This window comes from Aeromonas sp. FDAARGOS 1415, assembly GCF_019048365.1.
In the GTDB taxonomy this organism is placed as follows: domain Bacteria; phylum Pseudomonadota; class Gammaproteobacteria; order Enterobacterales; family Aeromonadaceae; genus Aeromonas; species Aeromonas taiwanensis.
This window is the reverse complement of sequence record NZ_CP077363.1, coordinates 3,740,598-3,757,670: the sequence shown is the minus strand read 5'-3', so window position 1 is coordinate 3,757,670 and position 17,073 is coordinate 3,740,598. Positions and strand designations below refer to the sequence as shown.

14 protein-coding genes and 1 tRNA gene are annotated in these 17,073 nt (G+C 60.9%); 5 read left to right on the top strand and 10 right to left on the bottom strand.

Annotated elements, in window-relative coordinates; all coding sequences use genetic code 11:
- Nucleotides 1–66: 66 nt before the first annotated feature.
- From I6L45_RS17530 to I6L45_RS17510, 5 genes are all read right to left on the bottom strand, one after another.
- Complete coding sequence (locus I6L45_RS17530) at nt 67–1,596, bottom strand: tripartite tricarboxylate transporter permease (protein ID WP_216982779.1); 1,530 nt, start codon at nt 1,594–1,596, stop codon at nt 67–69.
- Nucleotides 1,597–1,605: 9 nt separating this feature from the next.
- Nucleotides 1,606–2,067, bottom strand: a complete 462-nt coding sequence (locus tag I6L45_RS17525; RefSeq protein WP_216982778.1) for a tripartite tricarboxylate transporter TctB family protein — start codon at nt 2,065–2,067, stop codon at nt 1,606–1,608.
- A gap of 48 nt (nt 2,068–2,115) precedes the next feature.
- Nucleotides 2,116–3,081, bottom strand: coding sequence for a tripartite tricarboxylate transporter substrate binding protein (locus I6L45_RS17520; protein WP_043760105.1), 966 nt, complete (start codon nt 3,079–3,081; stop codon nt 2,116–2,118).
- A gap of 175 nt (nt 3,082–3,256) precedes the next feature.
- Nucleotides 3,257–4,807, bottom strand: a complete 1,551-nt coding sequence (locus I6L45_RS17515) for a lytic transglycosylase F (protein WP_216982777.1) — start codon at nt 4,805–4,807, stop codon at nt 3,257–3,259.
- A 178-nt stretch (nt 4,808–4,985) separates the two neighbouring features.
- Entirely contained in the window at nt 4,986–6,671 is a 1,686-nt protein-coding gene (locus tag I6L45_RS17510; protein ID WP_029314601.1) for an aspartate:alanine antiporter, read from the bottom strand.
- A 495-nt stretch (nt 6,672–7,166) separates the two neighbouring features.
- Between I6L45_RS17510 and I6L45_RS17505 the strand changes: the two genes are divergently transcribed.
- Entirely contained in the window at nt 7,167–7,466 is a 300-nt protein-coding gene (locus I6L45_RS17505; RefSeq protein ID WP_216982776.1) for a hypothetical protein, read from the top strand.
- Here the strand turns inward: I6L45_RS17505 and I6L45_RS17500 are convergent.
- Nucleotides 7,445–7,520: transfer RNA gene (locus tag I6L45_RS17500), tRNA-Asn, on the bottom strand. The two genes, I6L45_RS17505 and I6L45_RS17500, sit on opposite strands and share 22 nt — an antisense overlap.
- 132 nt (nt 7,521–7,652) lie before the next feature.
- Between I6L45_RS17500 and uvrB the strand changes: the two genes are divergently transcribed.
- The 3 genes from uvrB (at nt 7,653) to I6L45_RS17485 (ending at nt 10,742) form a co-directional block, all read left to right on the top strand.
- A complete protein-coding gene (gene uvrB / locus I6L45_RS17495) occupies nt 7,653–9,665 on the top strand; it encodes an excinuclease ABC subunit UvrB (RefSeq protein ID WP_216982775.1) in 2,013 nt (670 codons plus the stop codon).
- Entirely contained in the window at nt 9,662–9,919 is a 258-nt protein-coding gene (locus I6L45_RS17490) for a YkvA family protein (RefSeq protein ID WP_216982774.1), read from the top strand. Before uvrB ends, I6L45_RS17490 begins: the two co-directional genes overlap by 4 nt.
- 169 nt (nt 9,920–10,088) lie before the next feature.
- Entirely contained in the window at nt 10,089–10,742 is a 654-nt protein-coding gene (locus tag I6L45_RS17485; RefSeq protein WP_043760116.1) for a DedA family protein, read from the top strand.
- Nucleotides 10,743–10,963: 221 nt separating this feature from the next.
- On the opposite strand, the gene dsbB is transcribed toward I6L45_RS17485, so the two are convergent.
- Both dsbB and nhaB read right to left on the bottom strand, forming a co-directional pair.
- Nucleotides 10,964–11,485 (bottom strand): disulfide bond formation protein DsbB, encoded by a 522-nt coding sequence (gene dsbB, locus I6L45_RS17480; RefSeq protein ID WP_216982773.1) that lies wholly within the window; start codon nt 11,483–11,485, stop codon nt 10,964–10,966.
- Nucleotides 11,486–11,571: 86 nt separating this feature from the next.
- The gene (gene nhaB / locus I6L45_RS17475) at nt 11,572–13,146 is read right to left on the bottom strand and encodes a Na(+)/H(+) antiporter NhaB (RefSeq protein WP_043760118.1); all 1,575 of its coding nucleotides are present in this window, start codon (nt 13,144–13,146) and stop codon (nt 11,572–11,574) included.
- Nucleotides 13,147–13,479: 333 nt separating this feature from the next.
- Here nhaB and fadR point away from each other — a divergent pair, with 333 nt between their 5' ends.
- A complete protein-coding gene (gene fadR, locus I6L45_RS17470) occupies nt 13,480–14,193 on the top strand; it encodes a fatty acid metabolism transcriptional regulator FadR (protein ID WP_043760120.1) in 714 nt (237 codons plus the stop codon).
- 68 nt (nt 14,194–14,261) lie between these two features.
- On the opposite strand, the gene I6L45_RS17465 is transcribed toward fadR, so the two are convergent.
- Together I6L45_RS17465 and I6L45_RS17460 are read right to left on the bottom strand one after the other, a co-directional pair.
- The gene (locus I6L45_RS17465) at nt 14,262–15,782 is read right to left on the bottom strand and encodes a SpoVR family protein (protein ID WP_216982772.1); all 1,521 of its coding nucleotides are present in this window, start codon (nt 15,780–15,782) and stop codon (nt 14,262–14,264) included.
- A 10-nt stretch (nt 15,783–15,792) separates the two neighbouring features.
- Entirely contained in the window at nt 15,793–17,064 is a 1,272-nt protein-coding gene (locus tag I6L45_RS17460; protein WP_043760125.1) for a YeaH/YhbH family protein, read from the bottom strand.
- Nucleotides 17,065–17,073 lie beyond the last annotated feature (9 nt).

Here is a 17,073-nt window from a genome sequence, read left to right as displayed (position 1 = left end):
CCCAATGGGGCATCAAGGGCTCTGCTCGTTATGAGTAGGGCACAGAGGCGGCAGAGGCTCATTGATTCAGTGGCTGATGGCCGGCTCTCCCTTGGGAGCCCGGCGGGCTTGCCACCACTGCCAGGCTGGCAGCAGCAACATCACCAGGGTCACCAGGGTGAAGCCCAGGGTGATGGGGCGCTCCCACAGGAAGCTCAGGGAGCCGTCGTTGATGACCAGGGCGCGGCGCAGGTTGTCCTCCAGCATGCCCCCCAGGATGAAGCCGAGCAGCATGGGTGCCATGGGGAAGTCCAGCAGACGCAGGCCGATGGCGATGAGGGCCACCAGTGACATGACATAGATGTCCATGGTGTTGAACGAGACCAGATAGACCCCGATCAGCGAGAAAAGCAGCACCATGGGGATCAGCACGGGGCGCGGTACCTGCAGGATCTTGGCCAGATAAGGGATGAGCGGCAGGTTCAGGATCAAGAGTACCACGTTGCCCAGGTACATGGAGATGATCACCGACCAGAACACGTCCGGATGCTCCATGAAGAGGCGCGGGCCCGGCTGGATGCCATAGGCAATGAGGGCGCCCAGCATCAGGGCCGTGGTGCCGGAGCCCGGGATCCCCAGGGTCAGCAGGGGGACGAAGGCACCGCTGGAGGCGGCGTTGTTGGCCGCTTCCGGGGCGGCGACACCGGTCAGGCTGCCCTTGCCAAATTCATCCCTCTTCTCCTTGCGGGCCAGATTGCGCTCGGCGCCGTAGGCCATGAAGGAGGCGATGGTGGCACCGGCTCCCGGCAGCACGCCGATGAAGAAGCCGAGTACCGATGAACGGGTGACCGGGGTTGCTATCTCCTTGACCTCCTCCTTGCTGAGCTTCAGGGAGCCGAGCTTCTGGATCTGCTCAGCCTCTTCGGCGCGGGAATCCTTGCCCGGGCGCAGCACCGTCATCAGGATCTCCGCCAGGGCGAAGGTGGCCATGGCCAGCAGCAGGAAGGAGAAACCGTCCCGCAAGTCCGGCAGACCGAAGGTGAACCTGTCCACTCCGACGCTGCGATCGATACCGATGGTGGAGATCATGATGCCGAACAGCGCCATGATCAGCGCCTTGAGCACCTGCCCCTTGCCGGCAAAGGCCGCCACCGCCGACAGCCCCAGCACCATGAGGGCGAAGTAGTCCGCCGACTGGAAGGAGAGGGAGACCTTGGCGAGCAGGGGGGCCGCCACCATCAGGAAGATGGCCGACAGGGTGCCGCCGACGAAGGAGGCATAGGCCGCGATGGCCAGCGCCTTGCCCGCATAGCCCTTGCGTGCCATGGGATAGCCGTCGATGGCGGTGATCATGCTGGCGGAGCAGCCCGGGGTATTGATGAGGATGGAGGCGGTGGAACCGCCAAACATGGAGCCGTAATAGACCCCGGCCATCAGAATGATGCCGGAGGCCGGATCCAGCCCGTAGGTGATGGGGATCATCAGGGCGATGGCGGTGACGGGCCCGAGGCCCGGCAGCATGCCGATGAAGGTGCCGACAAAGCAGCCGACCACCACCATGAAGAGGTTGATGGGCATCATGGCGGTGCCGAGCCCTTGCAGAATGCCGTCTAACATGGATTCTCCTTATCCCAGCAACTGGGTGAACAGCCGACCCGGCTCGAGATAGACATTGAGCCCCTTGGTCAGCAGGGCCCAGAAAATGAGGGTAAATGGCACGCTCACCTTGCAGGCGAAGGCGAGACTGGGTTCGCCCATCAGCCGGATCCCGACGATGAGGAACAGGGTGGTGGCGACGAGGAAACCGAGCCAGGTCAGGGCCACGCCGTAGATGATCATCAGGACGAGAAAGGCGAACACCAGCCGCCAGTTGCCGGACTCTTTCTGCAGCAGCTCGCCCCCTGGGGAGGCCATCAGCAGCAGGGAGAGCACTATGCCGACGCCAGCCAGGGCATAGGGCAGGGTGCTGGCGGTAAAGGGTTCATATTCGTCCCCCGGGTAGCCCGGGATCTGGGTGGCATGGTAGCCATAGGCGAGGGAGAGCAGCAAAAACAGCAGCCCCCCGAACCGCTCCTTGGTCAGGTGCATAGGAATGACTCCAATGGGGCGGGCCGGGCCCGCCATGGGGTTGTGGGATTACTTGATGAAGCCGAGCTCGCGCATCAGGCCGCCGATCTCTTGCTCCTGGCTGTTGAGGAAGGCGGTGAACTCGGGACCGGCCTGATAGCGATTGGTCCAGCTGTTGCGGGCACGAACCGTCTCCCACTCCGGCTTGTCATACATCTGCTTGAGCAGGGCGGCAAACTCGGCCGACTTCTCGGCGCTCACGCTGGGGGAGGCGAAATAGCCGCGCCAGTTGGCAAACACCGTGGGGTTGCCCTGTTCGCTGAAGGTGGGGATGTCTTTCGCATCCGGCATGCGTTCGGAGGCTGTCATGCCGAGGATCCGCATCTGGCCGGACTTGACCGCTTCCATCGCCTCGCCAAAACCGGTAGAGAGCACCTGGGTCTCTCCCGCGAGCACTGCGGCCATGGCACTGCCGCCGGCATCATAGGCCACGTAACGCAGCTTGCTGGCGTCGGCACCGGCGTTCTTGAAGGTCATGGCGGCCACCAGGTGATCCAGGCTGCCGCGGGCGGAGCCCCCGGCTATCTTCACCTTGGCGGGGTTTGCCTCATAGGCGGCCAGCAGCTGGGGCCAGCTCTGGTAGGGAGAGTCCAGCGGCACGGCCAGTGCCTGGTAGTCGGCGATGATGGCCGCGACCGGGGTGAGATCCCGGAACGATTGCGGCAGTTCCTTGGAGAGGGATTTGACGATGATGGGGGTGGAGTTGACCATCAGGGTCTTGTCGGACTGGGCCGAGGTCTCGATGAGATGGGCGATGGCCTTGGCGCCGCCACCGGCCGAGATGTTCTGGTAGGAGGCGGTCTGGATCAGGCCGGACTTGGTCAGAGCCTCGCCGGTGCCGCGGGCTGTGTTGTCCCAGCCGCCGCCGGCACCGCCCGGGATGAGGAAGTGGATCTCGTCGATCTGGGCGTGGGCGCCAAAGCTCAGTGCGAGCAGGCCGCCTATCAGGGTGCGCTTGAAGGTTCCTTGCAACATGGTGCTCTCCTTGTGATTGTTGCAGGAAGGTTAATTAATCATGTCTGACTGGAAAACAATCTGACCGTAATGGCTATTAAGGCTGTTGTGGCCATTGTGTTCATTCTGGTCACGGTAAGATGAGGGAAAATGCGCATAGAAACGAGGCGCCCGTGAGCGCCTCGTCCGCTAAGGATCACTGGGTCGGTTTCGCCGCCGATGTGCTGACGTCTTCCTTCGCCTCCTGCTTCAGGGCCTCGCTGGCCTGCTGGCGCAGCTTCATCTGCTCCACCACCAGCTTGTAGGCGATGTAGTACTTGTAGATGTTGCCCACGTAGGTGACGGTCTCTGGCCCTATCTTCTCGGCCGCCACGTACTCGACGTTGTGGAACCAGACGTTGGGATCCAGCCCTCGCTTCCTGGTCTCGGCACGGAGCCTGGCCACCCGGGCAGGGCCGGCATTGTAGGAGGCGAAGGTAAAGAGTGCCTTGTCGAGGGCGGTCATGGGCTCGTCCGCATAGTAGTGGTCGATCATCCAGCGCATGTATTTGACGCCGCCGTGGATGTTGGGCTCGAGCTGGCGGATGTCGCCCACCTTGAGACCCTTGCCGGTGGCGGGCATGATCTGCATGACGCCGATGACGCCGATGACGCCGATGGCGCCGACGTGGCTGCGCGCTTTCTGGTTGAGGGCGGACTCCTGGTAGCCCTGGGCCGCCATCAGCAACCAGTCCACGTCGTATTTCTCGCCGTATTCACGAAACAGCTCCACCACCTGCAGGAATTTCTTGCGGTCGGCCTCGGCGGCGGCACTCCTGACGTACTTGTTCTGCTTGAGATAGCGGGCGAGGAGTTCATCCCCGGTCGCCTTGCCACGCAGCGCCTTGATCTGCTCGTTGAGCATGGCGAGCAGCTGGGTACTCTCCTTGCGCACCGCCCAGGCGATGATGCCCCCCTCCCGGAAGACGGGGTCGTCGTGGATGGTGATCTTGGGGAAGATCTTCTGCCAGAAACGGGCCTTGTGCTCGTCCATGACGATGAAAGGCAGGAGGCCTGCATTGACCATCTCCACCAGATCTTCATCTTCCAGCACTTCGGAGGCGGGCTGGATGTCGATGAGGGGCTCTCCCGCCGCCTTGCGGGCCTGGTTGTAAGCCATGAGGCTCTCGAAATAGCTGGAGGATGGGCGCACGTAGATGCGTTTGCCCCCCAGATCGGCGGCGCTCTCCACCTTGGGCGAGTAGGGGCCGGAGACGAGCAGCTCCCGCACGTCTTGCAGCAGGGGATCGGTGAAGGCCACGCCCTGCTCCTTGCGCTTGTCCGTGATGGTGAGATTGGCGGCGGCGATGTCCCCCTTGCCGGCGATGAGGGCGCTCAGCAGGGCTTCCCGGGCCACGGGAATGAAGACGAAGTGCACCTTGAGGTGGCGCTTGATGGCCTTGTCCTTGCGCAGCTGCTCGTTGAGCCGCTTCTCGACCTGGACGAAGGCGTCGTAGGTGACACCCCGTTGCACGCCCTTGTTGATGAAGTAGCCGGTCTTGTTGTAGGTCGTCAGTACCCGGATGGAGCGGCGCTCCAGCATGGCGTCAAGGTCGCCCAGCATGGGTTTGGCAAGCTCGTTGCCCTCGAAGCTCAGGGCGCTTTTTTGTGTTTCCTCATCGGTGGCCGCCTGCTTGTCGGATTCGGCCCCCCAGGCTGGCGTCAGGGAGCAGAACAGCCAGATCACGACAATCCATAAGCGTTTCATAACGTACACCTCACTCGTTTTATTGAGTGTAAGTGGCGCCTTGCGGGGGATTTAGCTTATTGGGTTTGATAGAGAGAGCCCCATAGCACGATTTCCACTATTCAACCCCCTGGCCGTCTGCCCATGAAAAAAGGAGCCCCGAGGCTCCTCTTTTTCTGGGTGTTGCGGGCCCGCCTGGCTAGAACCAGAAGCCGATGATGAAGGAGCCCGCCAGGGTCAGCATCACGTTGGCCACCGCATAGGTGCCGGCGTAACCGAGCGCAGGGATGGAGCTGTTGGCAGCCTCGTTCACCACGTCCATGGCCGGGGCGCAGGTTCGGGCCCCGGTGATGGCGCCGAGCAGCAAGGCCGGGTTCATTTTGAGCACCCAGACCCCGAACAGGTAGCCGACCAGCACCGGCAAGGTGGTGACCAGCATGCCGGAGAAGAGCACCACCATCCCCACCTCGCTCAGGTGATCCAGGATGCCCCCCCCGGCCTTGAGGCCGGTGCTCACCATAAAGACGGCAAGGCCGAGATCCTTGGCCAGACGCAGGGCGCCCGGCGGCACATAGCCGACCGTCGGGTGGTTGGCCCGCAGGTAGCCCATCAGGATCCCCGCCAGCAGCAGGCCAACGGCGTTGCCGAGGCCGAACTCGATCTGGCCGAACACCAGGGAGACGGAGCCGATCAGCAGCCCCAGCACGAAGAAGGTGGCAAAGGCCACCAGATCCGTGGTCTGGCTGTGGATGCTGATGAAGCCGATCTTGTTGGCCAGCAGCTTGACCCGCTGTTTCTCGCCGCTGATCTGCAGCACGTCACCCTTTTGCAGCATGATATTGCGATCGAACGGCATCTCGATCTGGGAGCGCACCACCCGGTTCAGGAAGCACCCCTTCTCGGTGAGGTTGAGCTCCACCAGATGACGGCCCACCACGGCATCGTTCTTCACCACGATCTCTTCGGTGACGATCTGCAGGTCAAGCAGGTTGCGATCGAACACCTCTTTGCCGTTGCGGTAGTTGACGTCGAGCTTCTCGTGGCTCTCGGGGTAGCCCACCAGAGCGATCTCGTCCCCTTCTTGAATGACGGCATCACCGTCGGGGCTCGCCAGGATGCCGTTGCGGCGAATACGCTCCACATAGCAGCCGGTGTGGGGATAGATGCCGGTCTCCCGCAGGGTACGTCCCCCGATCCAGGCGGCCAGCTCCGGGCCGACCCGATAGGCGCGGATGATGGGCAGATAGGTCTTGCGGCTCTCGCTGTCTGAGAGGCCCCGTTCACGGGCAATCTTCTGCGCCTCGGTATTGAGATCGAGTCGCGCCAGCGAGGGGAGGTAGCGCACCACCAGCATCAGACCCACCAGCCCCACCAGATAGGTCAGGGCGTAGCCGATGCCCATGTTGTCCAGCACCGACTGCATGTCGGTCTGGTGGGGCAGGTTGAGCAGGCCGCTGCGCAGGGCATCCTGGGCACCGACCAGGGCCGGGGTCGAGGTGAGCGAGCCCGCCAGAATGCCCGCCGCCATGCCCGGCCCCAGATTGAAGAACTTGGCGAGCCCCACGGTCAGCAGCAGGGCGCTCAGCAGGATCACCAGGGTCAGGGTGATGTAGTGGATGCCGTCGCGCAGGAAGACGCTGAAGAAGTGGGGGCCCGCCTCTATGCCCACACAGAAGATGAACAGCATGAAGCCGACGTTTTCGGTGGAGGTGGAGAACTGGAATCCCATCTGGCCGAACAGCAGGGCGGTGAAGAGCACGCCAATGGTATTGCCTATCTGGAAGTTGCCGATGCGGACCTTGCCCAGCAGCAGGCCGAAGGCCAATACCACGAACAGCAGCAGGGAGTCGCTTTGATGTAGCAGTGTCACGAAATCTATGGTCATGCCCGGAAAAACCGAGGAAAAAAGTGGGGCCGACATTGTGCCGGATCCCTCGGCAAGAAAGAAGCGTCAAAGCGGATTGGCAGCCAGTTAAGTGGTGTGCTCTCGGGGCAGAGGGGGGATGCGTGGGCCCTTTGGGGTAAACGGCTCTATTTTACCCTGCCATCCACGGTGTCAATGAGTGATTTGTGCTGTCGGGCGAAGAGGCGGCACTCCCCCTGTGGACAATTTATTACCTGCTGCATGGGGAGCAATTGAGCATGTTTTTCAGCATTTTTCACTGGGGGGAAGGTTGGGTGACAAAGGAATCCTTAGCATCATCCGGCGAGTGCTGACCCGTGGCACGGGGGATGGCGAAAAAATACTGCGCCAGGGCGAGGGCATTGCCCTGGTTGACCCCATTTAGGGGGGAGAGCAAAAACAGCAGAAAATGGGGATAGCGGCGTGGTAGCACCGATGAAGGGAGGCGATCGTCGCCAACCTAGACGAGGCGTGGCTTTGGCCAAGTTACCCACAGAAACTGTGGATAACCCTGTTTATGAAACTTGGCGATCAGGCTGTATCCCGCGCCAATACTGGGCTGCAAGGGCTGTTCAAAAAATACCTGCAAAAAATTGTTTCTTTAAAAATCAGATAGTTATACGCAGCAGAACAAAACGCTGCTGGTCGGGAATGGGGGATCAAAAGGGGAGCGCGCCGCAAGCGATGGCTTGTGCATTAAAATTGGCAGAGGAAAGCACTAAAGTGGATAACTTGCACCGAGATGGTGAGGAGATTGGCTCCCCCGACTGGACTTGAACCAGTGACATACGGATTAACAGTCCGCCGTTCTACCGACTGAACTACGGGGGAACATCAGGCAAGGAGGTGCATCATACAGAGGTCGCATTTCGGGGTCAATAGCCATCAGAGCAGGTTGGCGGATACCCAGGCTCGCCGACTCGGGGTACACTGCTCCCTTGCCGTTTTTTGCCGGGAGTCGTCATGAGCAAGTTATTCCAGTTGGCCAGCCAGTTCCAACCCGCCGGGGATCAGCCGAGGGCCATCGCCCAGCTGCTCGACGGCCTCGAGTCGGGCCTCGCGCACCAGACCCTGCTCGGGGTGACCGGCTCGGGCAAGACCTTCACCATGGCCAACGTTATCGCGACCCTCAACCGCCCCACCATGATCCTGGCCCCCAACAAGACCCTGGCGGCCCAGCTCTACGGGGAGATGAAGGAGTTCTTCCCCGACAACGCGGTGGAGTACTTCGTCTCTTATTACGACTACTACCAGCCCGAGGCCTATGTGCCGACCACGGACACCTTCATCGAGAAGGATGCCTCCATCAACGATCACATCGAGCAGATGCGGCTGTCGGCCACCAAGGCGCTGCTGGAGCGGCGCGATGTGGTGATCGTCGCCTCGGTGTCGGCCATCTATGGCCTCGGGGATCCCCAGGCCTACCTCAGCATGATGCTGCACCTCAAAGTGGGGGACGTGATCAACCAGCGGGACATATTGCGCCGCCTCGCCGAGCTGCAATACACCCGCAACGACATGGCCTTCCAGCGCGGCACCTTCCGGGTGCGGGGGGAGGTGATGGACATCTACCCCGCCGAGTCGGACAAACTGGCCCTGCGGGTGGAGCTGTTTGATGAAGAGGTGGAGCGGCTCTCCCTGTTTGACCCGCTGACCGGTGCCATCGAGCAGACGGTGGTGCGCTACACCATCTACCCCAAGACCCACTACGCCACCCCGCGGGAGACCATCCTGGGGGCCATCGAGCACATCAAGGAGGAGCTCAAGGGGCGGCGCGAGCAGCTGTTGTCCCTCAACAAGCTGGTGGAAGAGCAGCGCATCAGCCAGCGCACCCAGTTCGACATGGAGATGATGCAGGAGCTCGGCTACTGCTCCGGCATCGAGAACTACAGCCGCTACCTCTCCGGCCGCGCGCCGGGGGAGCCGCCGCCCACCCTGTTCGACTACCTGCCGGGGGACGGCCTGCTCATCATCGACGAATCCCACGTCACGGTGCCCCAGATCGGCGCCATGTTCAAAGGGGACAGATCCCGCAAGGAGACCCTGGTGGAGTACGGTTTCCGCCTGCCGTCGGCGCTGGACAACCGCCCCCTCAAGTTCGACGAGTTCGAGGCCCTGATGCCGCAGACGGTGTTCGTGTCGGCGACCCCCGGTCCCTACGAGCTGGAGAAGTCCGGCGGCGACGTGGTGCAGCAGGTGGTGCGCCCCACCGGCCTGCTCGATCCCGAGGTCGAGGTGCGGCCGGTCAGCACCCAGGTGGATGACCTGCTCTCCGAGATCCGCAAGCGGGTCGCCGTGGAGGAGCGGGTGCTGGTGACGACGCTCACCAAGCGGATGGCGGAGGACTTGACCGAATACCTGGCGGATCACGAGGTGCGGGTGCGTTACCTGCACTCCGACATCGATACCGTGGAGCGGGTGGAGATCATCCGCGATCTGCGTCTGGGCAAGTTCGATGTGCTGGTGGGCATCAACCTGCTGCGCGAAGGCCTCGACATGCCGGAGGTCTCTCTGGTGGCCATTCTGGATGCGGATAAAGAGGGCTTCCTGCGCTCCACTCGTTCGCTTATCCAGACCATAGGCCGGGCGGCGCGCAACCTCAACGGCAAGGTCATCCTCTACGGGGACACCATCACCAACTCCATGAAGGTGGCCATCGAGGAGACCGAGCGGCGCCGCGCCCTGCAACACACCCACAACCTGGAACACGGCATCACGCCTAAGGGACTCAACAAGTCCATCGGCGATGTGATGGACATGGGGGGCAGCCGCACCGCGGGCAAGGCCGGCAAGGGGAGCCGCAAGGCCGCCGAGCCCCAAGGGGAGTACCATGCCCGCTCCGCCAGCGAGATCGCCAAGGAGATCAAGCGGATGGAGGAGCAGATGTTCCAGCATGCGCGGGATCTGGAGTTCGAACAGGCGGCGGCGCTGCGGGATCAGATCCAGCGGCTGCGCGGCGAGCTGATCGAATCATGAGCGCCAGACGCTGGCTCATCTGGCGGCGCCTGCGTCGCCTCTACCTCGGCTTTCGCCATCCTGCCACCCCCTGGTGGGCGAAGGGGCTGGTGATCCTTATCCTGATCTACGGCATCAGCCCGGTGGACCTGGTGCCGGACCTGGTGCCTCTCGTCGGCTGGCTCGATGATGCGACCCTGCTGATGCTCCTGTTGTGGGGCTGGGAGAAATGCCTGCCCGGCGCCGTGGTGGCCGCACTGGACAAGCTCGACTGAGGTCGCTTGGCCCAGTGCCTGGGCGGTGCTGGAGCGGCAGCGGACGGGGCAGGACTGGGGGCATGGAGGGCGCCCTCTGATGCTGGATGAAAAAGGGGGCCTGGAGGCGATTGTGAGCCAGGTCTCATTGGCGTAGACTCCACGCCGTTCACTTCATGGGTACCAAAAAATGGAACTGATCCTCTTTGTCATCGACTTTATCCTGCACGTCGACGTGCATCTGAAAGAGTTGTTCGAACACTACGGCGTCTGGGTGTACGCCATCCTGTTTATCATCATCTTCTGCGAGACGGGTCTGGTGGTCACGCCCTTCCTGCCCGGTGATTCCCTGCTGTTTGCCGCCGGCGCCCTGACCGTGGACAGCGCACTCAATGTGCACACCCTGGCCGGGGTGCTGATCATCGCCGCCGTGCTTGGCAACGTGGTGAATTACACCATAGGCCACTTCTTCGGGGAGCAGCTGTTTCGCAATCCTGACTCGAAGATCTTCCGCCGTGACCATCTGGTCAAGACGCACGCCTTCTATGCCAAGCACGGGGGGAAGACCATCATCATCACCCGCTTCCTGCCCATAGTACGTACCTTCGCGCCTTTCGTGGCCGGCATGGGCGCCATGACCTATCCCCGCTTCCTGGTGTTCAACCTGGTGGGTGGTCTCCTGTGGGTGCTCTCCTTCGTCTACGCGGGCCACTTCTTCGGCAATCTGCCTGTGGTGCGCCACAATTTCACCCTGCTCATCTTCGGCATCATCGCCATTTCGCTGTTGCCCATGGTGATCGGCATGGCGAAAGCCAGGATGAATGCCAACAAGACGGCTGTCTGAACCGGACAAGGTTGATTGCAACAAAGGGGCCATGGGCCCCTTTTTGTTATTTGTGATTGACCCATTGCCAAGGCAACCACTCAGCAGACTAGCTGGTCGCTGGCGCAGGTGACGACCGCTCTCTGATGGTGCCAGGAGAAGGTGCTGGTGGCCCAGAACGAACTGCGGGGCAGAATAAAAAGGGAGCCTTGGGCTCCCTTTTTGGATGCATCGACCGGTGTTTAGTTGCAGCAGCGGCCCTTGATGAGGTTGCCGATGGCGACCACCACGAAGACCAGCAGGTAGGCGGCAAAGATGACCACCAGCCACTGGGGCATGGAGAAGCTGAGGAATTGCCAGCTGATCTCGCTGCAGTCACCGTCCGGGAAGAACAACCAGGGGATCCACTGATCGAGCGGTGCCCAGCTGGGGAAGTCGACGAACCCTTCGCACACGTTGAAGGGGGAGGGGTTCATCTGGTAATCCACGTGCTTGAGGGCCAGTTTCAGGCCCCAGAAGACGCTGTAACCCCACAGCAGCATGGCGCTCCAGCGTACGTACCATTTGTGGGGGGCTGCCATCCCGAGCAGACCGGCGGCCAGCACGCCGAGAATGGCGATCCGCTCGTAGATGCACATCACGCAGGGGTGCAGACCCAGTACGTGCTGGAAGAAGAGGGCACACAGCTCGAGGAAGAGCGCCGACGCAGCCAGCAACCCCCAGGCCAGGCGATGGCTGGCAATACGGCGAAGAAACTCGATCATCTGATTGATCTCACGGAGAAAAAGAGTGGCTGAATTAGAGCAGAGCCCTATCTAAAAAGAAAGGGGCCGAACAGACCCTCTCATCATCAATGTGCGGCCGGGGTCGGCAGCGGTACGGCGGCGTGATCGACCAGCCAGCCTGCGTGGTAGAACCACTCGGTGGCAGGGCCGAGCAGCAGCTCCACTGCAAAGAAACCGACCAGGCCCAGCACCAGGGTATAGGGCAGAGCCATCCACACCATGCGGCCGTACGAGAGGCGCAGCAGCGGTGCCAGTGCCGAGGTCAGCATGAACAGGAACGCGGCCTGGCCATTGGGGGTGGCGACCGATGGTAGATTGGTACCGGTGTTGATGGCCACCGCCAGCAGGTCAAAGTGATCGCGGCTGATGGCACCGTTGATCAGCGCCGTCTTCACCTCGTTGATGTAGACGGTGCCGACGAAGACGTTGTCACTGACCATGGAGAGCAGGCCGTTGGCCAGATAGAAGAGGGCGAGCTGATCCTCCGGCTTGGCCGCCAGTACCCACTGGATCACCGGCTTGAACAGCTGTTGGTCGATGATCACCGCCACCACGCTGAAGAAGACGGTGAGCAGGGCGGTGAAGGGGAGCGCCTCCTGGAACGCCTTGCCAAGCGCGTGTTCTTCGGTGACGCCGGTGAAGGCGGTCGCGAGCACGATGACCGTCAGGCCGATCAGCCCGACTGCGGCAAGGTGCAGGGCCAGACCCGTGATGAGCCAGACGGCGATCACCGCCTGGACGATCAGCTTGGCCTTGTCCTGGGGGGAGCGCTGTGCATCCTCCTCGCGTTCATAGGCTTCCATGATGTGACGGACGGGGTCGGGCAGCCGGGTGCCGTAACCAAACAGGCGGAACTTTTCGACCAGGATGCAGGTGAGCAGGCCACAGAGGAACACGGGGATGGTGACGGGAGCCATGCGCACGGCAAATTCGCCGAAATGCCAGCCCGCCTGTTCACCGATGATGAGGTTCTGGGGCTCACCGACCAGGGTGCAGACGCCCCCCAGTGCGGTGCCGATGGCCGCGTGCATCATGAGGCTTCGCAAGAAGGCGCGGAACTCGTTCAGATGCTGGCGGGAAAGCTCGTCAATCTCCTCGTCGTCGTGGTGCAGGTTGCCGGACTCGTCCCGTGAGGCCACCTTGTGGTAGATGGCGTAGAAGCCGGTGGCAACGCTGATCACCACGGCGATCACGGTCAGGGCGTCGAGGAAGGCGGACAAGAAAGCCGATACCAGGCAGAAGGCGAGGGAGAGCCAGGTCTTGGAGCGGATGCGCACCAGCATCTTGGTGAAGACATAGAGCAGCAACTGCTTCATGAAATAGATGCCAGCCACCATGAAGACCAGCAGTAGCAGCACCTCTATATTGGCCACCAGCTCATGCTTGATCTGGTTGGCCGAGGTCATGCCGATGAGTACCGCCTCGATGGCCAGAAGACCGCCTGGCTGCAGCGGATAGCATTTGAGCGCCATCGCCAGGGTGAAGATGAACTCGACAACCAGCAACCAGCCGGCAAGGAAGGGGTCAAAGTAGAAGATGATCGGGTTGATCAGCAGGAATAAAACGATGGCAATTTTGTACCATCGGGGGGCATTGCCCAAAAAATTCTTTGTAAAAGCGCGCCCTAGGCTGATTGGCATAATGATGATTCTCTGTTCTGTTGTTGATATCTGAGTCTATGCAGCCGAGCCCGACTCGACCCGAACATCCGGATATTCACCTGTATCAGATTGATTGCACATGATTTTAATCAAGGGAGCGATAACTATAAATAAGGTGGAGAGACTTGCCCAGTGATGAAGTGCTCATCACGGCATCATTTGGTGTTGCTTGGCTCCTGAGTTGTTGCGCATCACATATTTTTAACAAAAAGATTGGGTTAATGTGAGCAGAGGACTGACCTTCTGCTTGCCAGCATGACCGGCTTTGCTATTATTCGTGAGCCTTTTTACGCACTACAACAGAGTCATTACATGGTCATAAAAGCGCAAAGCCCTGCCGGGTTTGCCGAGGAATACATCATCGAGTCCATCTGGAACAATCGCTTTCCTCCTGGATCCATTCTGCCGGCGGAGCGTGAACTGTCCGAGCTGATTGGCGTGACTCGCACTACCTTGCGCGAAGTGTTGCAGCGCCTTGCCCGCGATGGCTGGCTCACCATCCAGCATGGCAAACCGACCAAGGTGAACAATTTCTGGGAAACCTCGGGCCTCAATATCCTGGAGACCCTGGCGCGTCTCGATCAGGACAAGGTGCCGGATCTGGTGGCCCAGCTGCTGTCGGCCCGCACCAACATCTGCACTATCTTCATACGGGGCGCCATTCGCAACAACCCGGAACAGGCCGCCGAGATCCTCCGTGGGGCCGACGAGGTGGAGAACACGGCCGAAGCCTATGCGGAGTTCGATTATCGTCTCCATCACCAGCTCTCATTTGCTTCCGGCAACCCCATCTATGCCCTGATCCTCAACGGTTTCAAGGGGCTGTATAGCCGCGTCGGGCGTTACTACTTCTCCGACAAGCAGGCGCGGGAAACTGCGGATGCCTACTACAAGACGCTGCGCAAGCTGGCCGAGACCAAGGATCACGAAGCCGTGTTCATGACAGTGCGCCAGTACGGTATCGAGTCGGGCAAGTTGTGGACCCGGTTGCGTCAGGACATGCCGAGCAACCTGTGTGACAACTGATTGCTGCGACGCAAGAGAAACGCGCCTGAAGGCGCGTTTTTTTATGCTCGATCTTCTGCTGTTGCCCGTCAGGTCATGCTCTTGCGCTCCGGGCAGCGGCCTATGATGTCGGCCGCAAGCTCGCCGTTGTCCTGCTCCAGTATCACGTCGAATCCCCACAGCTGGTGCAGATGCTTGAGCACCTCGTGGCGTGACTCGCCAAGAGGGATGCGATTGTGGGGCACGTAGCGCAGGGTGAGGGAGCGATCGCCCTTCACCGCCACGTTGTAGACCTGAATGTTGGGCTCCAGATTGCTCAGGTTGTACTGGGCTGACAGGGTGCTGCGCACCAGCCGGTAACCCTCCTCGTTGTGGATGGCGGAGACCTTGAGGTAGTTCTTCAGGTCGTCGTCGTCGATGGCAAACAGCTTCATGTCGCGCATCACCTTGGGACTGAGGAACTGGCTGATGAAGCTCTCGTCCTTGAAGTTCTGCATGGCAAAATGCAGGGTTTCGACCCAGTTTGTGCCGGCGTAGTCCGGGAACCAGTGTCTGTCCTCCTCGGTCGGGTGCTCGCAGATGCGGCGCAGGTCCGTGAACATGGCGAAGCCGAGGGCGTAGGGGTTGATGCCGGAGTAGTAGCGGCTGTTGTAGGGGGGCTGATACACCACATTGGTGTGGCTGTGCAGCACCTCCAGCATGAAGCGATCGCTTATCTTCCCCTCGTCGTAGAGGTGGTTGAGGATGGTGTAGTGCCAGAAGGTGGCCCACCCTTCGTTCATCACCTGGGTCTGCTTCTGGGGATAGAAGTATTGGCTGATCTTGCGCACGATGCGCACGATTTCGCGCTGCCAGGGTTCGAGCAGGGGGGCATTCTTCTCGATGAAATAGAGGATGTTCTCCTGGGGCTCCGCCGGGTAGCGCCTGTCTTCGACCCCGGAGATCTTGTGCTGCTTAGGCAGGGTGCGCCACAGCTCGTTGACCTGGGTCTGCAGGTAGTCTTCCCGCGCCTTCTGGCGCCGCTTTTCCTCCGCCAGCGAGATCTTCTGTGGCCGTTTGTAGCGATCCACCCCGAAGTTCATCAGGGCATGGCAAGAGTCGAGCAGCCGCTCGACGGCATCGATGCCGTGTTTCTCCTCGCATTCGGTGATGTAGTTCTTGGCGAACAGCAGGTAGTCGATGATGGAGGAGGCATCGGTCCAGGCCTTGAACAGGTAGTTGTTCTTGAAGAAGGAGTTGTGGCCGTAGCAGGCGTGGGCCATCACCAGGGCCTGCATCGGCATGGTGTTCTCCTCCATCAGGTAGGCGATGCAGGGATCCGAGTTGATGACGATCTCGTAGGCCAGCCCCATCTGGCCACGCTTGTAGTTGCGTTCGGTGTGGATGAAGCGCTTGCCGAATGACCAGTGCTGATAGCCGATGGGCATGCCGACGCTGGAGTAGGCATCCATCATCTGTTCCGCCGTGATCACCTCGATCTGGTTGGGGTAGGTGTCCAGCCGATAGAACTTGGCCACCCGGGAGATCTCCTGATGATAAGTCTCCAGCAGATCGAAGTTCCAGTCAGGGCCATCGTCCAGCGGTGCTATTTTTCTCGCGGTTTCTGCCATAGGGGGTCCCTCAAGCCGCTTGCTTCTTGAACAGCTCCCGGAAGACCGGATAGATGTCCTCTACCTTGCGAATGTGCTCCATCGCGAAGTGGGCGTACTGCTCTGCCACCGATTCGTACTCGTGCCACAGGGTCTGGTGGGCTCGGGTGGTGATCTCGATGTAGGAGTAGTAACGCACCCGCGGCATGATGTCGCGCATCAGGATCTCCCGGCACTGAGGGGAATCATCCGCCCAGTTGTCCCCATCGGACGCCTGCGCCGCATAGATGTTCCACTGGTTGGCGGGATAACGCTCGTTGATGATGTCGCTCATCATCTTGAGGGCGCTGGAGACGATGGTGCCGCCCGTCTCCTGGGAGTAGAAGAACTCGTGCTCGTCCACCTCCTTGGCCTGGGTGTGGTGGCGGATGTAGACCACCTCCACGTTCTTGTAGGTCCGGCTCAGGAAGAGGTAGAGCAGGATATAGAAACGCTTGGCCATCTCCTTGGTGGCCTGATCCATGGAGCCGGAGACATCCATCAGACAGAACATCACCGCCTGGCTGGACGGGACCGGCCGTTTGACGAAGTTGTTGAACTTGAGATCGAAGGTGTCGATGAAGGGCACCGCCTCGATCCGCCGTTTCAGCTCGCGGATCTCCTTCTCGAGCTGCGCCATCTCGGCAAAGTGATCGTTGGGCTCGCTGGCCAGCTGGGCCAATCGCGCTTCCAGTTCACGCAGCTGGCGTTTCTTGCCCGCCTGCAGCGCCATGCGCCGGGCCAGGGAGTTTTGCAAGGATCTCACCACGTTGATGTTGGCGGGCACCCCGTTGGAGGTGTAGCCCGCCCGGTAGGTTTTCATCTCCATCAGCTGATTGAGCTGGGTCTTCTGCAGCCGCGGCAGCTCGAGATCTTCGAACAGCAGATCGAGGTATTCATCCTTGGAGATCTGGAAGACGAAGTCATCCACCCCTTCTCCCTGATCCGACGCCTGGCCTTCGCCGCTCCCCTGACCGCCACCCCCTCCCTTGGGACGGTCAATCTTGTCGCCGGAGACGAACTGATCGTTGCCCGGGTGCACCATCTCCCGTTTGCCCCCCTGTCCCTGATGGAAGTGGGGCTCACCGATGTCCTTGGTCGGGATGCTGATGCTCTCGCCCTTGTCCACGTCCTGGATGCTGCGCTTGGAGACAGCATCCGAGACCGCTTGTTTTATCTGCTTCTTGTAACGGCGGATGAAGCGCTGCCGATTGACAGCGCTTTTGTTTTTGCCGTTGAGCCTGCGGTCGATAAAATGCGCCATAACTCCCCC

Coding starts and splice junctions, on each gene's coding strand:
- nhaB (WP_043760118.1), bottom strand. CDS start 13,146: ATGCCAATCAGCCTAGGGCGCGCTTTTACAAAGAATTTTTTGGGCAAT.
- I6L45_RS17490 (WP_216982774.1), top strand. CDS start 9,662: ATGAGCGCCAGACGCTGGCTCATCTGGCGGCGCCTGCGTCGCCTCTAC.
- I6L45_RS17460 (WP_043760125.1), bottom strand. CDS start 17,064: ATGGCGCATTTTATCGACCGCAGGCTCAACGGCAAAAACAAAAGCGCT.
- I6L45_RS17465 (WP_216982772.1), bottom strand. CDS start 15,782: ATGGCAGAAACCGCGAGAAAAATAGCACCGCTGGACGATGGCCCTGAC.
- uvrB (WP_216982775.1), top strand. CDS start 7,653: ATGAGCAAGTTATTCCAGTTGGCCAGCCAGTTCCAACCCGCCGGGGAT.
- I6L45_RS17485 (WP_043760116.1), top strand. CDS start 10,089: ATGGAACTGATCCTCTTTGTCATCGACTTTATCCTGCACGTCGACGTG.
- I6L45_RS17520 (WP_043760105.1), bottom strand. CDS start 3,081: ATGTTGCAAGGAACCTTCAAGCGCACCCTGATAGGCGGCCTGCTCGCA.
- I6L45_RS17510 (WP_029314601.1), bottom strand. CDS start 6,671: ATGACCATAGATTTCGTGACACTGCTACATCAAAGCGACTCCCTGCTG.
- I6L45_RS17525 (WP_216982778.1), bottom strand. CDS start 2,067: ATGCACCTGACCAAGGAGCGGTTCGGGGGGCTGCTGTTTTTGCTGCTC.
- I6L45_RS17515 (WP_216982777.1), bottom strand. CDS start 4,807: ATGAAACGCTTATGGATTGTCGTGATCTGGCTGTTCTGCTCCCTGACG.
- dsbB (WP_216982773.1), bottom strand. CDS start 11,485: ATGATCGAGTTTCTTCGCCGTATTGCCAGCCATCGCCTGGCCTGGGGG.
- I6L45_RS17530 (WP_216982779.1), bottom strand. CDS start 1,596: ATGTTAGACGGCATTCTGCAAGGGCTCGGCACCGCCATGATGCCCATC.
- fadR (WP_043760120.1), top strand. CDS start 13,480: ATGGTCATAAAAGCGCAAAGCCCTGCCGGGTTTGCCGAGGAATACATC.